14 protein-coding genes and 1 pseudogene are annotated in these 15,869 nt (G+C 39.3%); 7 read left to right on the forward strand and 8 right to left on the reverse strand.

Features of this window, described 5'->3' with window-relative positions:
* Position 1: 1 nt before the first annotated feature.
* From FTO70_RS05370 to FTO70_RS05380, 3 genes are all read left to right on the forward strand, one after another.
* Positions 2-1,210 (forward strand): glycosyltransferase family 4 protein, encoded by a 1,209-nt coding sequence (locus tag FTO70_RS05370; RefSeq protein WP_255334677.1) that lies wholly within the window; start codon positions 2-4, stop codon positions 1,208-1,210.
* Position 1,211: 1 nt separating this feature from the next.
* On the forward strand, positions 1,212-2,408 hold the full coding sequence (locus FTO70_RS05375) for a glycosyltransferase family 4 protein (RefSeq protein WP_255334678.1): 1,197 nt from the start codon (positions 1,212-1,214) through the stop codon (positions 2,406-2,408).
* 219 nt (positions 2,409-2,627) lie between these two features.
* Positions 2,628-3,723, forward strand: a protein-coding gene (locus FTO70_RS05380) for an IS1 family transposase (protein ID WP_255334679.1) whose coding sequence is annotated in 2 segments (ribosomal slippage) — positions 2,628-3,040 and positions 3,039-3,723 — 1,098 coding nt in all. Because the reading frame shifts where the segments join, the coding sequence is not laid out codon by codon here.
* Positions 3,724-3,749: 26 nt separating this feature from the next.
* Here FTO70_RS05380 and FTO70_RS18010 read toward each other — a convergent pair.
* Positions 3,750-4,160, reverse strand: a pseudogene (locus FTO70_RS18010) (acyltransferase family protein); the annotation flags it as partial.
* A 12-nt stretch (positions 4,161-4,172) separates the two neighbouring features.
* Between FTO70_RS18010 and istA the strand changes: the two are divergent.
* Positions 4,173-5,417: an IS21 family transposase gene (istA, locus tag FTO70_RS05385; RefSeq protein ID WP_255334680.1), complete on the forward strand. Its 1,245-nt coding sequence runs from the start codon at positions 4,173-4,175 to the stop codon at positions 5,415-5,417.
* Positions 5,414-6,187: an IS21-like element ISMac3 family helper ATPase IstB gene (istB, locus tag FTO70_RS05390; RefSeq protein WP_255334681.1), complete on the forward strand. Its 774-nt coding sequence runs from the start codon at positions 5,414-5,416 to the stop codon at positions 6,185-6,187. Before istA ends, istB begins: the two co-directional genes overlap by 4 nt.
* Positions 6,188-6,225: 38 nt before the next feature.
* On the opposite strand, the gene FTO70_RS05395 is transcribed toward istB, so the two are convergent.
* The 3 genes from FTO70_RS05395 to FTO70_RS05405 form a co-directional block, all read right to left on the reverse strand.
* Positions 6,226-6,921, reverse strand: a complete 696-nt coding sequence (locus tag FTO70_RS05395) for an acyltransferase family protein (RefSeq protein WP_255334683.1) — start codon at positions 6,919-6,921, stop codon at positions 6,226-6,228.
* Between the two features lie 295 nt (positions 6,922-7,216).
* The gene (locus FTO70_RS05400) at positions 7,217-8,656 is read right to left on the reverse strand and encodes a flippase (protein ID WP_255334684.1); all 1,440 of its coding nucleotides are present in this window, start codon (positions 8,654-8,656) and stop codon (positions 7,217-7,219) included.
* A gap of 667 nt (positions 8,657-9,323) precedes the next feature.
* Positions 9,324-10,706, reverse strand: coding sequence for a mannose-1-phosphate guanylyltransferase/mannose-6-phosphate isomerase (locus FTO70_RS05405; protein ID WP_255334685.1), 1,383 nt, complete (start codon positions 10,704-10,706; stop codon positions 9,324-9,326).
* A 712-nt stretch (positions 10,707-11,418) separates the two neighbouring features.
* Here FTO70_RS05405 and FTO70_RS05410 point away from each other — a divergent pair.
* Entirely contained in the window at positions 11,419-11,574 is a 156-nt protein-coding gene (locus FTO70_RS05410) for a hypothetical protein (protein ID WP_255334686.1), read from the forward strand.
* Positions 11,575-11,653: 79 nt separating this feature from the next.
* Here FTO70_RS05410 and FTO70_RS05415 read toward each other — a convergent pair whose 3' ends face one another.
* Positions 11,654-12,001 carry a hypothetical protein gene (locus FTO70_RS05415; protein WP_255334687.1) on the reverse strand — a complete coding sequence of 116 codons (348 nt, stop codon included), beginning with the start codon at positions 11,999-12,001 and terminating at the stop codon, positions 11,654-11,656.
* Entirely contained in the window at positions 11,964-12,206 is a 243-nt protein-coding gene (locus tag FTO70_RS05420) for a hypothetical protein (RefSeq protein ID WP_255334688.1), read from the reverse strand. The genes FTO70_RS05415 and FTO70_RS05420 overlap by 38 nt, the downstream gene beginning before the upstream one ends.
* 53 nt (positions 12,207-12,259) lie before the next feature.
* Here FTO70_RS05420 and FTO70_RS05425 point away from each other — a divergent pair, with 53 nt between their 5' ends.
* Positions 12,260-12,961, forward strand: a complete 702-nt coding sequence (locus tag FTO70_RS05425) for a glycosyltransferase (RefSeq protein ID WP_255334690.1) — start codon at positions 12,260-12,262, stop codon at positions 12,959-12,961.
* Positions 12,962-12,997: 36 nt separating this feature from the next.
* On the opposite strand, the gene FTO70_RS05430 is transcribed toward FTO70_RS05425, so the two are convergent.
* Together FTO70_RS05430 and FTO70_RS05435 are read right to left on the reverse strand one after the other, a co-directional pair.
* Complete coding sequence (locus FTO70_RS05430; RefSeq protein WP_255334691.1) at positions 12,998-14,449, reverse strand: flippase; 1,452 nt, start codon at positions 14,447-14,449, stop codon at positions 12,998-13,000.
* A 273-nt stretch (positions 14,450-14,722) separates the two neighbouring features.
* Positions 14,723-15,691, reverse strand: coding sequence for an NAD-dependent epimerase/dehydratase family protein (locus FTO70_RS05435; protein WP_255334692.1), 969 nt, complete (start codon positions 15,689-15,691; stop codon positions 14,723-14,725).
* Between the last annotated feature and the right edge of the window lie 178 nt (positions 15,692-15,869).

Consider the following 15,869-nt stretch of genomic DNA (forward strand, 5'->3'; position numbering starts at 1 on the left):
TATGAAAAAAAAAAGCTCTCCGAGTATTTGTATTTGCACAACGCATAGTCTTCAAGATAAATATTCTGGAGGAGTTAATAGAATAACTGAAATGGCAAAAAAACTTTCTGAATGCAATGTGGATGTTTATATTGTTGATGGGAACCGAAATAATTATTATCATGCTGAGAAAGCTGCACTTAATGAATTTCCGTATCCTTCCTATGTGAAACTTTTTTATGTTTTCAATATATTCTTGTTTATTTTTAGGAAAAGTATTGGATGTCTGATTGGTCCTTCTCATGAACTATCTCATATTTTATCTGAATATAACATTTTTATGCTCGTGAAGCTATTTTATGTAACAAAAGTAGAAAATATTGATGCCCTTCAAGGAGAACACCCCTCTGGCATGGGTGTTTGCGCAAAAATCAGTAAAATTTTTGGACTTCCCTCAGTATTCAGTGAACATAATGTTGAGTGGATACGAATTGAGAGACAAGGAGCTAATAAAATATTCACGAAAATTCTACAATCACTTGAATTAAAATATTGTAGAAAAAGCAATGTAATTATAGTTGTTTCAGAAGTAGACAAGAATTTCTTGATCTCTAATGGTGTATCGAAAGAGAAAATTCAAGTTGTTCCAAATTCTATTGATTGTAACATATATGTCCCTTCTGGACCCAATGTGAGAATGGAATTTTCACTTGATGCAATTACTCTAATTTTTCATGGTACTTTAGATTATGTCAGCAATAAAGAGGCTGTAGAACTTATTTCCAAAAATATAATGCCTCAAATTAATAAAAGATATCCTTTTGTGAAACTCCTGTTAGTCGGAAAAAATCCTCCTTCAATTGATAATCCAAACATTATAATAACGGGACCTGTGGAAAATCTTAATCAGTATATTTCTAGTGCTGACATAGCTATTGTACCTTTGGTTAGTGGTGGAGGCACTAGAATAAAGATATTAGAATATATGGCTTCTGGAAAAGCAATTGTTTCTACTGCAATTGGGGCCGAAGGATTAGATGCATCACACAATCACGATATATTAATAGCAAACTCTCTTGATGAATTTGTTCGTTACATTGAGGTGTTAATTAACTCTCCGGAATTAAGAAAAGAGCTTGGCAACAATGCAAGAAAAAAAGCTCAAACAAGATATGATTGGATTAATAACTGCAAACTTATTAAGGAAATATACTTAAATTTAGTTGATTAATATGAAGATTTTACACATACACGATGATTTTATTCAGCACGGAGGCGCTGAAAAATACATCCAAGGCTTGGCTGAATGCCAAAAAAGAAAGCAACATGAAGTATCCATTTTTTCTTTTAGTCCAGGTCTTGACTTCGAGAATTATTATTCTTTTTATAGAGAACCCTCTAATAGATTCTCCCGATTAATTGAGTCTTACATATTTTCTCCTTCTGTTTATTGTTCATTGAAACGTCAAATCAACGCCATTAAACCCGATATCATTCACATCCACCACAATTATAAGTACCCTTTTTCCGTATTGTTAGCTTGCCGTAATAATAACGTAGTTCAAACAGTTCATGATTTTGGAATAGTATGTTTCACTTCTTGGTATGTGGATAAAAAATATTTTAAGGTTTGCGGTGGAATTAACTTTGATTGCGTAAAAAATGGCTGTATCTCGTTAAAGGCATTTTTATTGAAAAGTGTATTATATGGAATCAGATGTTTTTTGGTAAATAAATCTGTTAACAAATTGATTGCACCTAGTAAATGCTTGAAAGAGAAACTTGAATTATATGGATTTAAAAACGTCGTTAATCTTCCTAATTTTTCAGTTTATGAAATACAAAATAAGCCAAATGAGTTACCGTCTGATGAACAAGATTATTCCATCTTGTCGATTGGAAGGTTGCAAGCGGAAAAGGGTATCTATTATTTGATTCAAGCAATGCCAAATGTACTTACGAATTTTCCAACAGCAAAATTACATCTCATCGGAAGTGGGCCTGAAGAAAAAGAGCTAAAGTTACAAGTTAAAAGGTTAAAAATTGAAGAAAATGTTATTTTTCATGGTTTTGTGTCTCAGAATGAAGTACATGAAGCATATAATGCAGCATCTTTAGTAGTAGTACCCTCTATATGGATGGAAAATAGTCCACTTGTAGTTTATGAATCAATGGCTTATGGTAAGCCAGTTATTGGTAGCAATATTGGAGGTATTCCAGATCTAATTACAGATGGTGAAAGTGGTTTTCTAGTTGAACCACAAAATTCTGATCAAATCGCAGAAAGAATAATATATTTACTATCTAATGACGATTTGAGAAGAAACTTTGGAAATAACGCAATTTCTCTTCTACATAAAAATTTCACTTTGGAGAGTCATGTTGAAAAACTAGAACGTATATACGAATCATTATTAGCGAAAAGATGAAGCAATCATTTAGGTAGCCTGGCAGTGTAGCTAAAGTTTTATTCTATGATTGATTCTGCATCCTGTTTGTTATGGTGGAGGAAAAAGGATACAGAATCAATCTATTTTTCCGACCCGAACTTTCGCTACACTGTAACCGAATTTATTAAATGCAAAAATAAAGGTCATCCATTTGTATCCGATTGGCATTATATATCATTAGTTATATATATGGTACCCATGGGAAAGCGAGGTCCAAAAACGCAATTCACTAATGTTTCCTGTCCGAATAAGGAATGTGAACTCTATGGCCAAACTGGTCAAGAGAATGTTACTGGAAATGGAACATACATAAGCCGTGGGGAAAAAACAAGAAGATACATTTGCCATCATTGCGGCAAAGCATTTTGTGACCATACAGGCACTTTCTATCATGATCTTCGCAAAGATGAGAATACCATCGATTTAGCTCTAAAAATGTCCATGAAAGGGATGAGTATTGAAGCCATTGCAGAGGTTTTAGAGGTAGATCCAGCTAGCGTAAAACGATGGTTAGCCCGTGCAACTGAGCAGTGTGATAAAGTAAATGACACTATGATGAAGGATTTGAATGTACCAAGGATAGAAATGGACGAGATGTGGGTGATAGTGAAAAAAAGTAGTTCCAAGAATGGAAGTATATGAAGATGATGGTCCATGGATGTGGGTAGCTTTTGCACCAAATAGTAGGTTAATAATTGCTTTTATCATCGGCCCAAGAAAACAGTATGTTGCGGATGAATTAGTGAAGTTAACGGCTAATCGTCTTTCTGAAGAGATACCTGTTTATGTCACAGATGGGCTGGACTTTTACAGAGGAGCCCTCTTGAATCAATATGGAGTGCGCGTTGAGTATCCAAAAACAGGGAAAAGAGGTAGACCAAAGAATCCAAAGATTGTTCCTCCTGAGGATCTGAAGTACGCACAGGTAGTCAAAAAGAGAAAGGGAGGAAAGCTACAGAAGGTTGAGAAAAAGGTCATATTTGGAAAAGACATCGAGCAAAGCGCAATCTCAACAAACCTAATTGAAAGACAAAACCTAACCTTCAGACAGGACAACAATAGAGTATCGAGAAAAACAATCGGATTCTCTAAAGTAGCAAAATGGTTAGTAAATCAAATGAAGCTCTACTGTACCCATTTTAACTTCTGCAGAGAACATGGTGGATTGAGATATAAAGATGAAAGAGGCGTTGAATGTGAGAATACGCCAGCAAGAGAAGCAGGGATTACCGATTCAAAGTGGAAGCTGAGAGACCTTCTAACATTTAAGTGTTTCAAAACACCAATCAGATAACAATGGACGACCAAAATAAAAGGTAGTACTAAAATCAAAACGAGAAAAAGTTTCAAAATTGAAAAACCAAAATTTTCTTGTGGAATATCTACTCCTTGGATTATAGAAATAACTTTGATTAAATCATGTATAATCCATAAAATTGGGCCATGTAAACTAAAAACTATTAAGCTGTTTTTTCCATAATACTCCAACACTTTTGAAGATTCCATCTTTTTGAATATATATACATATGAAAGTATCCCACTAAATGAATAAAAATAAAATTTTAAGTAGTTCTCATTGAATTGCCATGTGTTCATATCTGTGCCATGAGTCACATCTAGGGACAGTAAGGGGATCAGCATAAGAGGAACTACAACTGTCAAGGCCGGTGAATAATTCCTCCTTTTGGCCGGGTTATAATTCCCCCATTTACAATCCTTGAGAAAGCTCAAGGATCATAAATCATGCTGAAAACGGAGGAATGGCTATTGATACGAGATTTGTATTCACGAGGCTTTGGCATCAATGAAATCGCCAGACAAACAGGTTTTGACAAGAAAACTGTGAGGAAATATCTTCGGCTTAAAACCTTGCCTGAACCCCAGAAACGTCCTGGAAGAAAGAGCAAGCTTGATCCTTTCAAACCTTACATTCTTGAAAAACTCAAAGAAGGTCCCTATACTGCTGCTCGCCTCTATCGGGAAATCAAAGAAATGGGTTTTGATGGAGGAATAACCATAGTCAAGGACTTCGTCCAAAAAGTCCGACCTGAGCGGGGAATCCCTGCCGTACTCCGCTATGAAACAAAACCAGGTGTCCAGGCTCAGGTTGACTGGGGAGAGTTAGGAACAGTTGAGGTTGATGGAAAGGTAAAGAAACTCTTTTGCTTCAACATGATTCTTGGATATTCCAGGATGAGATTTGTTGAATTTACACTGAGCATAGACACACCTACTCTTATCCAGTGTCATCTTAATGCTTTTGAGTACTTTAAAGGATTTACACAGGAGATTCTCTACGATAACATGAAACAGGTTGTTATCAAAAGAGCCTTGAAATCATCAGATTCTGAATGGAACTCGCAGTTTGAGGATTTCTTCAAATGCTTTGGTTTTATTCCCAGGTTATGCAGGCCTTACAGGCCTCAGACAAAAGGCAAAATTGAAAATACAGTCAGTTACGTCAAAAGGGATTTCTTCCTTGGAAGAAGGTTTACCTCTCTCGGAGACCTGAACGCCCAAGTTCACAGATGGTTGGAAAGGGTAAATTCAACTGTCCATGGAACTACTCATGAAATCCCTCTTGACCGCTTCAAGGAGGAAAAACTGAAACCTCTGGATCAGTTTCCTTCTTACAAAGTTGTCCATAAGGAGACCAGAAAGGTCTCCAGAGACTGTTATATTTCGTTCCTTGGAAATAAGTATTCTGTTCCTTACAGGTTTGCAGGAAGAACTGCAGAACTTCGGATTTTTGAAGGAAAGTTAGAGGTCTATGTTGATTATGAGAAGATCTGTGAACATGAAATCCTTCCTGGAAACTGCAGAGTTTCAAAGAAAAAGGAACATTTCCAGGGTCTCTTGAGTGAGATTCTTAAAGAGAACTCGAAATGCAAGAAAGGCTCACAGATTCCGTTGAAATTCTCAGGTCCTGAAGTTGAAAAGAGGTCTCTTGATGTCTATGAAACATTTAGCGAAGGTGGTGTTGAATGAACAACTTCACATACGAGAGGCTTCACAACAACCTGCAGTACCTGAAACTGAATACTGTTGAAGAGCTCCTTGACAACTGCCTTGAAATTGCTGCAAGGGACAGCAAGACAACAATGGAAGTCCTTGATTATCTGTTTGAACAGGAAAAGAAGCACAGAGAAGCTGTTGCAATTGAGAGAAGGATGAAAAGTGCAGCTTTTCCTGTTAAAAAGAATCTTGAGGAATTTGATTTTGAGTTTCAGTCATCTATTGATAAAAAAGTAATCGAAGACCTTGCAACCTTGAGATTTGTCCATAATTCAGAGAATGTTGTTTTCCTCGGTCCTCCTGGAGTTGGAAAGTCTCATCTTGCAATAGCTCTTGGGATTGAAGCAGCAAAAGCAGGGATTTCGGTTCATTTTACCAATACCGGAAACCTTATTGAGAAGTTGAAAATAGCAAATCGAGAAGGGATGCTTGAAAAGAAACTCAAGGACTTGATGAAATATAAAGTGCTGATAATAGATGAAATAGGATATCTCCCCTTTGACGAAGAAGGAGCTCACTGCCTATTTCAGCTGATTTCCAGACGTTATGAAAAGAGTTCAACGATCTTGACATCAAATAAGTCGTATGGAGAATGGGGAGAGATATTCAAGGATCATGTAATAGCGGCGGCTGTACTTGATAGGATACTTCACCATTCAACGACGATCAACATTAGAGGGGAAAGTTACAGGCTGAAAGAGAGGAAGAAACAGGGTATAAAAACAGGAAATATGTACCAGTAATTTCTAAAGAATTCATGAAAAACTGAGTAAAATTTATATCAAAAAAGAGGGAAATTAAAACCGGCCAAAAAGGGGAAAATTAAATCGGCGTTGACAACAACAAAATCTCCTACATTAAAAAATTTCTCTTCAAAGTAATTTCTGAATAGATACCCGCCGGAGTAAAACGTCACAGCGCTTAATGCGGTGTCAGCAGACCAAGGTAAAGATCGAGGTAAATACTTGATTAAATAGTACCCAATCAATGAAGTCACAATTGTGGCTGAAATGAATGCTTTTGGTGAATGTCCAAAGAATCTGAACAACAGATAAAAAATCATTGATGTAATAAATAAACAAGGTAAAAACCATAAAGTCTGATTAATTATTACCAGCTCAAAATGCGTAGAATTGGCACTTGCATATAACATAGAATAGAAAGTCTTCATAATATCTCCTTCATATGGAAGAAGAAATTTATGCTCAGAAAGAGAATAACTTGTCATGACAAAAATTATGTAGCTAAGAAGTGTAAATGAAAAATATGGCCAAATTAGTCCTCTAATTCTCGAAGTTACATATTTTTTTGCTGTCGTATATTTTTCTTTGCTGAATAAGTATCCCGAAATAAAGAAAAATAACGGAATATGAAAAGAGTAGATGTACGTGTGGAGTTCTGGAAATGTAGGAAGATGACCCAAAATTACCAATATAATTCCAAATCCTTTAAGTGCATCTATCCATTTGTATCTCATGAATTTCACATTTTGTTATTTTTATAAGTTACTTCCTCTATCATTCTCTGGAATACCTTATTTATTTCTTTCGGCAGGTTGACATTTAGTTTTTCATAATTTTTGCTGATGGCGATTTTGAAAAGACATCATGAAACATATTTTAATTCCTAATGTCGACCTGCCGAAAGTAGGTTATTTTGGTGCTAATATACAGATAGCAAATGTGAGACATAGTTACTTTGTGAATAATGCAATATTACTTTGTGAGTAATCATTTTGTTTTTTGCATTAAATACTGGCTTAAATATATAAGTTAATATGAGGATTTCAACGATGTAATAATTTTCACCTCATCTTTAGTAATTCCTTTCATTATATATAAACAAGTAAAATAAATAATTATTGAAGTAAATACTAAGGCATATAAATTACTATTTTTGAAATACAATATAAATAGAGACATCGGTATTGCAGATATGAATGGAATTAATACCATTTTTTTCATTTCTACTTTACTTAAATATTTGCAAATATTGTAGTACAGAAGCGTTTGAACCATCATTTCTGTGATCACTGTTGCTACCCCAGCTCCAATATAGCTAAATTTGGGGATCAATATAAAATTTAAAACGAGGTTGACGATTGTCCCCCATATCGTAATTTTGGTGTGCGAAGCTTGTTTATTTATTGAATTCAGTATTGTTCCAAATACATGTCCGGTAAATATTGGAATTGTTGCCCAAATCAGAATCTTGAGTGCATAGACCGATTGAATGTATGAATTGCCATATATCCATGTAATGATTTCTTCTGCTAATAATGTTGTGCCTATAGAGATAGGAATACTAATAATCAACATTAATTTCAAAGATACTTTATAATATCTTATTAATGAGTTTTTTGAAGTTAAATGTAATTTAGAAAATACAGGATATAAAGATGAAGTCACTGCACTTGGGATAAAAATCAATACTGTCAACAGCTTGTATGCTGCACTATAGAATCCAACTGCACTATTGTCTTTCATCAGGGCTAGCATTATGGAATCTATTTGGAAGTATATTATTATGAAAAGACTTGATAATCCAAAAGGCAGTGCAGATCTTATAACATAAGTCCAAAATTTTAAATCGATTCTAATTCTAGGAATAAAAAATTTTTTAAAACAAATTACTGAACTATATGCTAAAATAATGCCATTTACGATTACATATATATAAGCAAAACTTACTACATCTAACTTTTGTTTTATGGCAAATAAGGCGCCTATTAACATAAAAATACTATTCAATATTTGCCCTACAGATATATATTCCATTTTCTCAGCTGCTTGAAATATTGAATTGAATAATCCCGTGAATGATGAAAAAATTATGGATAATGTAATAATAAGAACAACAACAAATGTTTGTTTAGGTATCGTTAACACTTTTAATGCTAAGACAATTATTACTACCATTGCTATGGAAAAAATTACTTTAATCAAAGTAATATTCTCAAAATACTTTAAGGCAAGGGATTCATTCCTTGCAACTTCTCTAGTTGTTAACGTATTCATCCCGATGTCACAAAAAACTCCAAAAATTCCTGTAAATGCGATAGCGAATGAGAGAACTCCAAAATTTTCAGCGCCAAGATAACGCGCAGTATACATTATAAAAAAAAACAAAAACATTCTGCTAACAACATTAGAAATCATCATCAATCCTATGTTTTTTATGATCTTCTTTACAGATATGTTTATCATTTTCATCCACTTCTAATGCTAAAATCTATCTTCTTGGATTTGCCATGAATGATGTATGATTTTGTCTATCTTTCAAAGTGTACAGGATAAGTCCTAAAATAAAATATGATTTCACTTTGTATATTGAAGATAAAATTTTTGAGTTTTCATCAATCTATCCTACACTTTGCAGGTAATTTGTATTTACTGGATAATTTCTTATCCTACGTTCCACGGATGTACACAGTAGTAGAATTTAGTTGCCGATTTGTCCAATATAGTTCATTTTAAGCGATATGATCATTTAAGCGGTTTTCATCTTAAGAAACTAGATGATTTTTGTGGACATCCGCTGAATATGGGTCTTATGATGCCTTTTGACATCTCTCTAAAAAAGCATCCTATACATTCAACAATAAACACGCTTTTACTTTATGTGGGTAGTGTCGAGAATTTGCTGTAAATTTGGTTCTCTTGAAGTGGGATTTCCTTCAACATTACTTATTGAAATTTGTTATTTTACAGTAAATTCGGGACACTATCTGTATGGAACCTAGGTCTCGAATATGTGTCAATCTTTTGTCAATCTTCTCAGTGTTTTTAATCTGGAATTATTGTTTCAAAACCGAGTCAATAGAAGTGTCTAAATTTTTATGCACTACTGACTTATTTTAATATTGAAATTATTTTTCTATTATATTCTTCCATATATATCTTCAAATCTTACAATATCTTCCTCTTCTACGAATTCGCCTAACTGCACTTCAATAATTTCGAGTGGAACTTTTCCTGGATTCGATAGCCTGTGCTTTTCGCCAGCTTTGATAAAAGTACTCTCACCTTGTCTAATGAAGAACTTCTCTTCATTAACCTGCACGCAAGCCATACCTTTCACGATGACCCAATGTTCGCTTCTATGATAGTGGAGTTGCAGGCTTAAGCTGTGTTTAGGGAAAACTGTAATCTTTTTGATTTTATGTTTCCCAGATTTTTCAAGCAGTGTGTACCACCCCCAAGGTCGGTAAACAGTTTGTCCTATTTTAGCTCTTTCGTCATTTCTTGCCTTAAGTTCAGAAACTATTTCTTTTACTTTTTGACTACTTTCTTTTGGGCAGATTAGAAGGGCGTCTGGGGTGTCAACAATGACCATGTTCTTGACATCAATTAAGGAGATCATTTTTTTGGGTCTTGAGTATACGATGTTTTTTTCTGAACCAAGAAGAATGTAGTCACATTCATTTATGCAGTTACCCGATTCATCTTTCTCAAATTCATCATAAATGGCAGTAAAGTTGCCAAGATCGCTCCAATGTTTTGTGAGTTCGACTACTGCAATCCTAGAGGACTTTTCCATTATCCCATGGTCTATTGAAATAGATGGGAGGCTTTGGTAGATTTTGGGAATTTCAAGTATGTCTTCATTTTCTGAAAATTTGTTGAAAATTTCAGGAAAATGTCTTTTTAGTTCGGAAAAGAAAATCTCAGTGTTAAAAAGGAATATTCCACTGTTCCAGAGACAGCCTTCTTCAATGTAGTGTTTTGCAGTTTCAACATCTGGTTTTTCTCGAAATTCTGACACTTTATTTCCACACCTTGGCAAGAGAATCTTGTTGGTTTTGATGTAACCATAACCTGTGTGAGGATGAGTTGGACTTACTCCAAAAGTTACAAGATATTCGTTTGTCAGTTCTTCTGCATCTTCGATCGTCTTCATTGCCTCTATGTCCAGTATATGATCTGATGAGAAGACTCCTACTACTACTTCTTCATATTTTTTCTTTATCTCCCACATCCCATAGGTTATTGCAGGAAGCGTATTTTTTCCATCAGGCTCTATAAGGATATTTTCTTCTGGGATTTCATATCCAAGTTCCTCTATCTGACCTCGAATAAAGAACTTTTGGGCTTCATTTGTAACTACAAAAATTCCAGAAATGTCTGATATTTCAAGGCAGCGAAGAACGGTGTCTTGGAAAAGAGAGTGATTGCCAAATTTCAAAAACTGTTTCGGGTATAGTTCTCGACTCAGTGGCCAAAGGCGGGTTCCAGAACCTCCCGCGAGAATAATACATTTCATATTTTTGCCTCCTTATAACTAGTTCCTAATATTTTTTATTTCAGTCGAATACCCCGCAGCTTGCTGCGGGGATGGACACTTCCCCGAGAACCGTTGATGATATACGATTTCTCAAACCCATTTTTTGTTTGTTAACTTCTGCTCGAACTAAACCGCGTCAGGTCTATTGTCTTCTTTTACGGAATTTTCAGCGGTGGCGCGAACATACCCCGTTGCTTGCAGTGGGGTGCGCCAGCGCAACTTTGATTCACATTTTTTGACCTTTTAGCTTATCAAGTGAACTTAAATGTTCTCAAGAATTTATACATTCTATGAATGCTGGTAAACTCTGGCCGGGTCCCGAGGATGATCACAACTTTCACGCGTTTTCTCTTGATTTTCATAAAGCTAATTTGACAACTATCTAAAAATCTTGCCCTGATACACTTCATAATTATTTAAGTGATTTGGTTATCAGAATAAAGCAGCGCTCTCCCTCATTTTTTTAACGTTTCCACTTTCCATCAGCTACCCCTCAGGTGCAGATAAATGTTGCCTGAGTCCCGAGCAAAAAATATAAGCCTCAGGACTTATTTCCCATCAAGAGGAGCACAAACCTCCGGTTATCCGTTGCATATTAAAATTTGAAATGTTTCGATTTATTTATATATATTAAAGTAACAAGTATGTACAGTTTTTCACACTATTAAGTCTACGCCCTGGTGATATATGTATGAACTATGTAAGAAAAATCTGCCCGGTCTGCGGCAGCGAATTCTCCGTTTTGAAAAATGCGGAAGAAAAGGCGGTTTACTGCACTCTTGAATGCCTGGCAAAGGTTCAGGAAACGTCAGGGAACAGGGAAGGCTTTTTGCCGGCTGAGCAGTAAGTTTCGGCGGATTTCTTTCAGGTTTCTACTTTTTTTCTATGAATTTTTAAGGAAGTAAGTTTGGGTGAGCTCAGCGGGTTTAAACTGCCGGTTCATCGTGGAGCTGCGAACCGGATGAAAAGGTTGTCGTGGGAGTTGGGCGTGATTCGGCTAAGGTTATGTTGGGGGAGTTGGGCGTGATTCGGCTAAGGTTATGTTGGGGGAGTTCGGAGAGTATACCACCGACAGGTGAAATATAAAAAATGAGTTTTGAAATTATGCATTTGCTCTCATTTCCAAATAGCAGTTCGGCTGGATCAGCCAATTTTTTCTCCCCGGAAAACCTTTTTTCCTTTTCTTTTTCAGGTACCAGGGCTCTCACAGGGTGCCGAAGGCAGCCGGCTTTTTCCTTAAAATTGGTATATGACTGCTTTGGTATAAAATTCAAGGGTAGTTTTTTTGTTTTCGTGTTTTTGATTCAGGTTTTTCCGGGGGAGGGAACTTTTTGTTCCTGCGGAGTTTTTCGCCCCTGGGTAACATTTTTTATGAACTTTTGCTGAACATTTTTCAGAAACAATCTTTCTTAAGACTATTTCTTCGTTAACCTCATTTTCCAATGTATCTGAGTTTCTTACTTTATGTCTGAATCTCATATATCTCTGATATCTCTGAATTTCTTACTTTGTTTGTATACGGGGGGGAGTGCGTGGACCGGGGTTCTTGCAGGATAGCGGTGGTTATTCCGGCTTATAACAGGGAGTTTTACATCGGGAGCCTTGTCTTGCTTGCGAAAAAATATGCGGGGCTGGTGATTGTTGTGGATGCCGGGAGTTTTGACTGGACTGCGGAGATCGCAGAAAGGGCGGGGGCTGTGGTGCTCAGGGGGTCTGGCAGGGTGGGGGCGCTTGATGCCTGGAAAATGGGGTTTGAGGCTGCAGTGGATGCCCTTGAAGGGGAGGGAGTGGTCGTTGCGTTCGATGCGGATTGGCGGCACGACCCTGCCGTAATCCCTGACCTGGCTGCGCCTGTCCTTGAGGGGGCGGCTGACCTGGTTATTGGGAGCAGGTGGCCGGGCTCCAACATCGGGCTCAAAATCGGGGAAAGACATAGTGGTTTCTGGGCTTTCTCAGCATCTGCGGCAGGCCTCTTCAGGTTTGAGTCCTGCGGCTCGGGCCCGGGCCCAGGCCGCGAAATCCTCGGGGATGCGGAAAGAGCAGGGCTCCGGATACAAATAATGGGATCCGGGGGCAGTCCCGGGGCAGCCGGTGGTTATGTAAACCGGTTGAAGCTCGGGCTCGGGCTGCTTGTGGTGATCTTGAGGGGCGGGGGAGAATGGAAGCCGTTTTATCATATCGCGGTGCCGGTTTTCCTGTTCGAGCTTGCGGTTCTGGTCCTGAGCTGTTCTTGAAAAAAGAGGTCCGCATGCGGCATCCGTGAGTGGTTCTTACACGGCATCCATGGATGGTCCTTGCATCTCATCTTCCCGCCGGAATAACATTTCATAGTCCTTTTTCGACACAACCCCGAACACGTTCAGCACCCCGAGGTATACGGCTGCCGAGCCCGCTATAAGCAAAATGAGATTTGCCCCCGGGAGGCTGAGAACGAAAAGTGCCATCCCCACATTTGCTGCCAGGAGTTTAAGGGCAAAACCGGTAAGGGGAATTTTGCAGGTCAGCCTGGAAGTGAAATAAAAGCCCAGGGTGAAGGATGTGGTGTAGGTCAGCACCGTGGCAAAGGCTGCCCCTAAAAAGCCGTACCCGGGGATAAGGAGGAGGTTTGCGACGATGTTAAGGGCTGTCGTGAAGGTGTTAATTTTCAGGGAGAGGACCTGCCGGTTTATGGAGGAGAAAAGGGTCCCGATAATGTAGGAAAGAAAGATCGGGGGGATTGTCCAGATCAGGATTTTGAGGGCAGGAATTGAAGGGGCGAATTCGCTTCCGTACATAAGCGGGACTATCCGGTCGGCAAGTAGGGTGGTGCCGATTGCTATAGGGAGGCCTGCTATTAAAAGGAGCTTGAAGGAGATTTCGTATGCAGAGTTCAGGGCCTCTTTTGAAGAGACGTGGAACGTGGAAAAGACCGGGTAGAGGGAGCCTGCTAGGGATACCGGGACTACGTGCAGGGCTTCGATCAGCCTGTAGGCTGCGGAATAATAGCCGACCGCGGCATCGCCTTTGAGCATGGAGAGCATGACCATGTCTATTTTGAAGGCGATTATGTTTACGGCTGCGGAGAGGAAGAAGGGGAGGGATTTTTTCAGTGTCTCCTTTAAGAAAACCCGGTCGATCTCGATTGCCGGGAGCACGTATTTCCGGGTGCAGGTAAAGAGGGCGTATGCAAAGGCAAGCCCGCTTGCCACTAAATAAATTGCCGAAATCGCCTCAAGCCCTAAGCCCATGGAAATTGCAAGCAGGGTCAGGGAAAGCAGGGTCACCTTATTTGTAACCAGTCCGACGGAGATCGGTCCCATTCTTTCAAAAGCTCGGAAAATGGCGTTGAACATCTCGGTAAATGAAGTAAAAAGCACTCCTGCAGAGACCAGGTACACGGCCCTGGCAGTCTCTTCCGGGTACCCCAGAAGCTTTACGGAAAGGACGATCAGGGCAAAACAGCTTATGCCCAGCACGATCTTTACAGGGATGACGTTTCCCAGGTACTTTCCCGCAAGCTCCCTGTCCCTGGCAATCTCTCTTACACCCAGGCCGTCGAAGCCCATATCCACAAGGATCTTGAAAATCGCAGCAAAAGCCAGGGCAAACGAAAGGACCCCGAACTCTTCCGTTCCCAGGTACCTCGCAGTATACACGATGTATAAGAAACCCAGCGGGTAAGTCATAAGCTGGGAGAAAAAAAGGATTCCTGCGTTTTTAGCTGCTTTCCGGGCGGTATTCATGGGACCTCGTTTTTTTCGGGTTTTTGTTTTTTTCGGGTTTTTGTTTTTTCGGGTTTTTGTTTTTTCGGGTTTTTGTTTTTCGGGTTTTTGTTTTTCGGGTTTTTGTTTTTCGGGTTTTTTGGGATTTACTTTTCAGGAAGCTTTATTTTGCAGGAATTTTTAACTAAATTTTTCATTCACTGTAAATTGTATAAACAGGTCCGCTTTTCCTGTGTTCTTTTCTTCTTGGCGGAATTTCTCCGGCTTTTTTGGCATGCCTGGGGCTTTGGGCTTTTAGTCCACCTTCGGGTTTTTCTCCAGGTCCAGAAGGGCTCTTGCCGTCTCCCTTACACTCCTCTCTGAGGAATACTCAGGTTCCCAGCCAAGTGCCTTTAACTTTTCAATCCCCAGCCTCATCCTGGGCACGTCCCCTTTCCAGCCCCGGCTTCCGCCCGTATACGTAAACTTCACTCCTGAAAGTCCCATCTCCTCAACAACGATCTTTCCTATCCCTGTGGCGCTGATGGTGTCTTCCGAACCGATATTGAAGATGTTGACCTCCTCAGGGCTGTTTTCCACGGCAAAGAGGATTGCGTCCACGCATTCCGAGACGTGCAGGTAGGACTTCTCCTGCTTGCCGTCCCCCAGGATTTCAAGCTGCTCCGGTTTTTCCCGGAGTTTCCGGATGAAGTCCACGGTTATCCCGTGGGTGGAGCGGGGGCCGACTATGTTTGCAAAGCGGAAGACCCAGGCCTGCATGTCAAAGGTATGGGAGTAAGAAGTTATCAGGGCCTCACAGGCGAGTTTGGAGGCGCCGTAAAGGGAGATCGGGATCAGGGGGCCGTAGTCCTCCGGGGTGGGCATTATTTTTGCTTCCCCGTACACCGTGGAGGTTGAGGTGAAAGCAATTTTTCCGGTCCCGGTTTTCCGCATGGCTTCCAGGAGGTTGTAGGTCGCGGTTATGTTCTGGTCGAAATGGACTTTCGTGTCCGAAGCTCCCAGCTTGACGTCAGGGTTTGCGGCCACATGATAGACAAAATCGGTGCCCTGGCAGGCCTTCTCTATGGCCCCGGTGTCCAGGACGTCCCCCTCGATGAGCGTAAAGTCCGGGTTTTCAAAGTGCTGCTCTATAAATTCCGTGTGTCCGGAACTGAGGTTGTCAAAAACCACGACCCGGTTTCCCCTTTCCATCAGGCGGTCGACCAGGTTGCTCCCTATAAAGCCGGCCCCGCCGGTTACGAGTATTTTCTTTTTTGCGGGCATAAGAATCTCCCAGTTATCTCCCTTCTCCGTATTAATATTTTTATTCATTTGTTTTCCGCCCATCTAACAGGAAAAAATTAATTCTATTGCGATGTAAAAATACCCGTAACATAAACCGTAACATAAACCGTAAAATAAGTTGGAACATAAGTTGGAACCTAAACCAGAACTAGCAGAT

It is taken from the genome of Methanosarcina sp. KYL-1 (assembly GCF_024372725.1).
Classification (GTDB): Archaea; Halobacteriota; Methanosarcinia; order Methanosarcinales; family Methanosarcinaceae; genus Methanosarcina.

Coding starts and splice junctions, on each gene's coding strand:
- FTO70_RS05370 (WP_255334677.1), top strand. CDS start 2: ATGAAAAAAAAAAGCTCTCCGAGTATTTGTATTTGCACAACGCATAGT.
- FTO70_RS05375 (WP_255334678.1), top strand. CDS start 1,212: ATGAAGATTTTACACATACACGATGATTTTATTCAGCACGGAGGCGCT.
- istA (WP_255334680.1), top strand. CDS start 4,173: ATGCTGAAAACGGAGGAATGGCTATTGATACGAGATTTGTATTCACGA.
- istB (WP_255334681.1), top strand. CDS start 5,414: ATGAACAACTTCACATACGAGAGGCTTCACAACAACCTGCAGTACCTG.
- FTO70_RS05395 (WP_255334683.1), bottom strand. CDS start 6,921: ATGAGATACAAATGGATAGATGCACTTAAAGGATTTGGAATTATATTG.
- FTO70_RS05400 (WP_255334684.1), bottom strand. CDS start 8,656: ATGAAAATGATAAACATATCTGTAAAGAAGATCATAAAAAACATAGGA.
- FTO70_RS05405 (WP_255334685.1), bottom strand. CDS start 10,706: ATGAAATGTATTATTCTCGCGGGAGGTTCTGGAACCCGCCTTTGGCCA.
- FTO70_RS05410 (WP_255334686.1), top strand. CDS start 11,419: ATGAACTATGTAAGAAAAATCTGCCCGGTCTGCGGCAGCGAATTCTCC.
- FTO70_RS05420 (WP_255334688.1), bottom strand. CDS start 12,206: ATGAGATTCAGACATAAAGTAAGAAACTCAGATACATTGGAAAATGAG.
- FTO70_RS05430 (WP_255334691.1), bottom strand. CDS start 14,449: ATGAATACCGCCCGGAAAGCAGCTAAAAACGCAGGAATCCTTTTTTTC.
- FTO70_RS05435 (WP_255334692.1), bottom strand. CDS start 15,691: ATGCCCGCAAAAAAGAAAATACTCGTAACCGGCGGGGCCGGCTTTATA.